Consider the following 5,002-nt stretch of genomic DNA (forward strand, 5'->3'; position numbering starts at 1 on the left):
GCGCCAGATTGGCGGGCGGGGCGATGGACATCTTGCTATTCCCGGATAAAGGAGAAACGCCGCTCCAACCGTCGGCTGGCCAGGGAGAGGGCGTAATTGACGACGAAGTAGATGACCGCACCGAGGATGTAGAGCGGCATCGCCTCGTAGGTGCGGCCGATAACCTGGTTGATGGCGTGCATCAGGTCGGTGATGCCGAGCAGCGAGACCAGCGCGCTGCCCTTCACCGCATCGGTGACGCCATTGATCCAAGGCGGCAGGAAGCGCCTGAACGCTTGCGGGAAGATGACGTAAGCCAGTCGCTGGCGAAAAGTCAGCCCGATCGCCATCGCCGCCTCGGACTGCCCCTTCGGTATGGAACCGACCGCACCGCGCAGATACTCGATGACCTGCGCCGTCTTGAACAGGGTGAGTGCCAGCACGGCTGCCCAGAAGGATTCCAGATGGATGCCGACGGCAGGCAGGCCGTAATAGACGAAGAAGATGAGCACCAGGATCGGAATGCCGCGTATGGTGTCGCTGAAAATCCGCACCGCCCAGCGCAGCGGAGCCGGGCCATAGACAAGGCCGACGCCCATCATCACACCGGCGACGAGCGACAACACCACGACCAGCAGCGACACCCATAGTGTCACGGCAAAACCTTGGGCCAGGAAAGGCAAGGCATAGGCGATCTGGCCAAGCATCCTAGTGCGCCGCCCTGAACCGGCGCTCGACAAGCCGAAGCGCATAAAGAAGCGCATAGCCGGTCAAGAGGTACATCGCCGTCACTACAAGATAGACCTCGACGATGCGGAAGGTGTTGAAGTTGATCCACTGGGCGCCGTAGGTGAGCTCGGGCACCGAAATGACCGAGGCAACGGACGTGTCCTTGAACAGCGATAGGAACGTGTTGGAAAGCGCGGGCAGCGTTATCCGCAACATCGTCGGCAGGCGCACATGGACCAGCCTTTGCCAGGGCGTCAGGCCGATCGCCTTGCCGGCGTCGAGCTGTCCGCGCGGAACCGCTTCGAGCCCCGAGCGGAACACCTCGACCAGATAAGCGCCGCTATAGAGCGACAGCGTGGCAATGAATGAGGTCTGCGCGCTGTAGGCGATGTCGACCACCGTCGGCAGGCCGTAGAAGACGAGATAGACGAGCAGGATCAGCGGCACGTTGCGGATGAACTCGACATAGGCGGCGATGACGGTCCGCACCGCACGCCCGGCCGACACGTACCAGACCGCCAGAAGCAGCCCGATGACAATGCCGATCGCGATGGAGATCACGGCCAGCTCGAGGCTGAGCAGCAGCCCTCCCCAGAGCTTGTCGAAATGCCGCCAGATCAGGTTGAAGTTTAGGGTATAGCCCATGTGTCCCTGTGATATCGAGGGCCGTCGACGAGAAGGAGGCGGAAGGGCGCGGCCCTTCCGCCAGCTTGCATCAGATGACCGGGAAGCCGGGATGGCGCGCCGGCGGCTCCTGTCCGAAATAGTCCTTGAATGCAGCGTCATAGAGCGCCGTCTCATGGCCGAACATGGCGGTGGTGAAAGTCGTGTTGACGAAGGTCAGCCAGTCGAGGTCGCCTTGCCGAAGTGCGGCGCCGTAAAGCATCGAGAACCAGCTCTTGCCGGCATCGAAGTATTTGTCCGGATTACGCGAGGCGAGCCAGCGGACCGTCGACAGATCGACGGCGGCGCCGTCGACGCGTTTCGATTCCAGTGCCTGCAGCACGTTGGCCTGCGTGTCTATCTGCATCACCTGCGCCTCCGGCAGGACGATTCGCACATTTGCCTCGGCATCGACGTTCTGCAGGATGGAAATCCGTGTCGCCGAACCGCCGGCAAGCAGCTTGTCGAAGGTCTTGTTTTCGGCGTTCGGAAGGGTCAGCAAGGCGATGCCTTCGACGTAATAGGGCCGGGAGAAGTGGATAAGCTGCGAGCGCTGGGCGGTCATGGTCATGAACTGGATCGAGATGTCGACCTTGTTGGTGGTCACGTTCGGAATGCGCTGTGCCGGATCCTGCATGACGAATTCGACCTTGGTCGTATCGTCGAAAAGCCCCTTTGCAAGAATGCGCCCCATGGTGATGTCCATGCCGACCAGCTCGCCGGCATCGTTTTCGAAGTGCCAGGGCGCGTTGGTGCTGCCGGTGCCGACGATCACCTTGCCGCGCTCAAGAACAGTGCGCAGCAGGCTGTCCGGTGCAGCTTGCGCTGCCGCCTTCTGAACATCGATCGTTGCTGCTGCGCCCACCACTCCGGCCGTTGCAAGCCCTGCCATTCCCAGTTTCAGAAATTCACGTCTTTTGGATGTGTCGTTCACGGCGACCTCCTTCGTGTTGTGTTCCCCTTGCCGATACATGCGTCAGTGATCTGCTGGATTGTCTCTTACAAAAGACACATGTATCCTGTACAAGACAGATACTAACATCAGGAATCAGTAATGCAAGATGGCAATGCCTTGGCAGCGCGGTCGGAAGCTGGTCCGGACGAAGACAAGATTGCGAGTTCCCGCGAGAAGGGTCTCAACCGGGTGCTCCATATCCTGGAGTTTCTTCACGCAAACCAGCGAGCGATCGGGATTGGCGATCTCGCCAAAGGAGTGAATGCGCCGCGCTCGACGATCTACACGCTTGTGCGCTCGCTCGTGGATGCGGGCCTGCTGGAAATGGCTGGCGACGGCAATCGGGTCTATTTCGGGAAGAAGCTTTATCTCTACGGAATGGACTATGTGCGCGGCAACGACTTGCTCAGGAGAGGACGTCAGGAAGTCGACAATCTGTCGCGCGAGACAGGCGAGACCTCTGAATTGTGTATGCTGCAAAGCGGCCGCTATACGATTGTCCATTCAAGCCCGGGCACCAGGCCGTTCCGGATCAGTTCGGCCACAGGTTTGCAGATCCCGCTTCCCTGGACCGCTTCCGGGCGATTGCTACTCGCCGGTTTCGAACGGGCCGTGATCGAAGACATGGTGTCTGAGGACGATCTCGTCCTGCCGGACGGCCGCAGATTGCTGCTGGATGACTTCATAGAAGATATCGTCACGGCCGGGTCTGCCGGCTACTGTGTGACCTCCGGTCTTGTCGACGCCTATACAAAATGCCTTGCAGCGCCGGTGTTTTCAGCTGCCGGCAAGGTCGAGGCGACGATATGCCTGGTGGTTCCCATCGACACTTCCGAGGAGAAGACCGGCCATCTCATTGCCTTGCTGCGCGAACGCGCCGCAAGGCTTTCGATCTCGGGATGAGCAGGATTTGCCGCGACGGTAAGTGGATTCGCTCACGCGATGATGTCGGGTATGATCCGGTCTTCCAGCGCCATCAGCCGGTCTTTCAGGAAAAGCTTTTTCTTCTTCATGCGCTGGATCTGCAGAGGGTCGCAGCCGATGGCGATCATCGCGTTGATCGCCGCGTCAAAATCGGCGTGCTCTTGCTTCAGCCGAGAATATTCGAGGCGGATATCGGCCTGTTCCTGTTCGGACATTATCTACCGTCTGCACGTCTGCGGCGCCCAAAAATGGGCCTGATTGGGCGGGGCCGGAGGTATCTTGCACCGGCGCGCAGCCAATACCACATTTCGTATTGTCGTGGAATGCTACCACGCAGCATTCGACATCGATGCCCGTTAGTGGCACACTGTCATTATGCCGTCACAGAAGCGAGCCTGCGGTGGACGCGCCTTGACGGCTGCAATCGAGGAAACCATGAAAGGGAGAACCAATCATGTCTCTTGCATCCCATCTTGATGAGCTGCAGCGGAAACACGGCGACATCGAACGCGAAATCGATGATGCGATGAACCATCCATCGGTCGACGACCTCGAAATCGTGAATCTCAAGCGGCGCAAGCTGGCACTCAAGGACGAGATTGAGAAATTGAAGGCGAAACCGAAACCCACCACGCACTGACGCTCATCTACAGCGCCGCGCGTCCTTTGGACGCGCAAAGGGCGCTGTCGTGCTTCTGATTTTGGCGCATGATCCTTTCCGAAAATCGTTTCGATTTTCGGGGTCATGTGCGGGGGTGCGCGCTTTGCGCGCGACCATCTTCTCCGGTGGCAACCCATGCCGCCGGAGCGTTTCCTTTTGTCCGGCGGTCGATTTGACAGGTCTGCCTGCCTGTCGCCATTGACAAGCCATCTTTGCTCCTCCACCTCATGCCGGGACCTTCTACGGCGCCGCGCGTCCTTTCGGACGCGCAAACGACGCTGTATTTTGATTTTTGCGCATGATTGTTTCCGGAAACCGATTCCGGAATTCGGCGCTAACAAAGGGCAGCCGGCCATGACCGGATATTTTTCTTCACCCTTCCCGCGCCGTACATCGGTCGGTGTCGATGTCGGCGGCGTGATGGTCGGCGGGGGTGCGCCTGTCGTCGTTCAGTCGATGACCAACACCGACACCGCCGACGTCGACCAGACAGTCGCTCAAATTGCGGCGCTGCATCGCGCCGGCTCCGAGATCGTGCGCATCACCGTCGATCGCGACGAGAGTGCTGCCGCCGTGCCCGCCATCCGCGAGCGGCTCGAACGGCTCGGCATCAACGTGCCGCTGGTCGGCGATTTCCACTATATCGGCCACAAGCTGCTCGCCGACCACCCGTCTTGCGCCGAGGCGCTGGCCAAATACCGCATCAATCCGGGCAATGTCGGCTTCAAGGACAAGAAGGACCGGCAGTTCGCGGCGATCGTCGAGATGGCGATCCGGTACAACAAGCCGGTGCGCATCGGCGTCAACTGGGGGTCGCTCGACCAGGAGCTTCTGACCCGGCTGATGGACGACAACCAGCGCCGAGGCTTTCCGCTGACCGCGCAGGAGGTAACGCGCGAGGCGATCGTGCAGTCGGCGATCCTTTCGGCCGAAATGGCCGAGGAGATCGGCCTTGGCCGCGAGAAGATCATCCTGTCGGCCAAGGTCAGCGGCGTGCAGGATCTGATCGCCGTCTACACCGAGCTTGCCACCCGCTCCAACCATGCGCTGCATCTCGGCCTCACCGAGGCCGGCATGGGTTCGAAAGGCAT

The 5,002-nt window shown here is 60.2% G+C and carries 7 protein-coding genes; 3 read left to right on the forward strand and 4 right to left on the reverse strand.

Annotated elements, in window-relative coordinates; all coding sequences use genetic code 11:
* Positions 1-35: 35 nt before the first annotated feature.
* From EOA86_RS21855 to EOA86_RS21865, 3 genes are all read right to left on the reverse strand, one after another.
* Positions 36-686, reverse strand: coding sequence for an amino acid ABC transporter permease (locus EOA86_RS21855; RefSeq protein ID WP_095517947.1), 651 nt, complete (start codon positions 684-686; stop codon positions 36-38).
* A 1-nt stretch (position 687) separates the two neighbouring features.
* Complete coding sequence (locus EOA86_RS21860) at positions 688-1,353, reverse strand: amino acid ABC transporter permease (RefSeq protein WP_065011301.1); 666 nt, start codon at positions 1,351-1,353, stop codon at positions 688-690.
* Positions 1,354-1,423: 70 nt separating this feature from the next.
* Positions 1,424-2,305, reverse strand: a complete 882-nt coding sequence (locus EOA86_RS21865; protein WP_127208722.1) for a transporter substrate-binding domain-containing protein — start codon at positions 2,303-2,305, stop codon at positions 1,424-1,426.
* A gap of 120 nt (positions 2,306-2,425) precedes the next feature.
* On the opposite strand from EOA86_RS21865, the gene EOA86_RS21870 reads away from it, so the two are divergent.
* Positions 2,426-3,229 carry an IclR family transcriptional regulator gene (locus EOA86_RS21870; protein WP_128343539.1) on the forward strand — a complete coding sequence of 268 codons (804 nt, stop codon included), beginning with the start codon at positions 2,426-2,428 and terminating at the stop codon, positions 3,227-3,229.
* A 32-nt stretch (positions 3,230-3,261) separates the two neighbouring features.
* On the opposite strand, the gene EOA86_RS21875 is transcribed toward EOA86_RS21870, so the two are convergent.
* Positions 3,262-3,465 carry a YdcH family protein gene (locus EOA86_RS21875; protein ID WP_029348759.1) on the reverse strand — a complete coding sequence of 68 codons (204 nt, stop codon included), beginning with the start codon at positions 3,463-3,465 and terminating at the stop codon, positions 3,262-3,264.
* 239 nt (positions 3,466-3,704) lie between these two features.
* On the opposite strand from EOA86_RS21875, the gene EOA86_RS21880 reads away from it, so the two are divergent.
* Entirely contained in the window at positions 3,705-3,890 is a 186-nt protein-coding gene (locus tag EOA86_RS21880; protein WP_023797036.1) for a YdcH family protein, read from the forward strand.
* A gap of 375 nt (positions 3,891-4,265) precedes the next feature.
* Positions 4,266-5,002 (forward strand): flavodoxin-dependent (E)-4-hydroxy-3-methylbut-2-enyl-diphosphate synthase (locus EOA86_RS21885; RefSeq protein WP_164891893.1); only part of this gene is annotated, 737 nt, incomplete at its 3' end.

The sequence above is a fragment of the Mesorhizobium sp. M5C.F.Ca.IN.020.32.2.1 genome (assembly GCF_004023105.1).
GTDB lineage: Bacteria > Pseudomonadota > Alphaproteobacteria > Rhizobiales > Rhizobiaceae > Mesorhizobium > Mesorhizobium wenxiniae.

What these genes read in the sequence shown, in the direction of transcription:
- EOA86_RS21855 (WP_095517947.1), bottom strand. Translation starts at nt 686, where the DNA reads ATGCTTGGCCAGATCGCCTATGCCTTGCCTTTCCTGGCCCAAGGTTTT.
- EOA86_RS21860 (WP_065011301.1), bottom strand. Translation starts at nt 1,353, where the DNA reads ATGGGCTATACCCTAAACTTCAACCTGATCTGGCGGCATTTCGACAAG.
- EOA86_RS21870 (WP_128343539.1), top strand. Translation starts at nt 2,426, where the DNA reads ATGCAAGATGGCAATGCCTTGGCAGCGCGGTCGGAAGCTGGTCCGGAC.
- EOA86_RS21875 (WP_029348759.1), bottom strand. Translation starts at nt 3,465, where the DNA reads ATGTCCGAACAGGAACAGGCCGATATCCGCCTCGAATATTCTCGGCTG.
- EOA86_RS21880 (WP_023797036.1), top strand. Translation starts at nt 3,705, where the DNA reads ATGTCTCTTGCATCCCATCTTGATGAGCTGCAGCGGAAACACGGCGAC.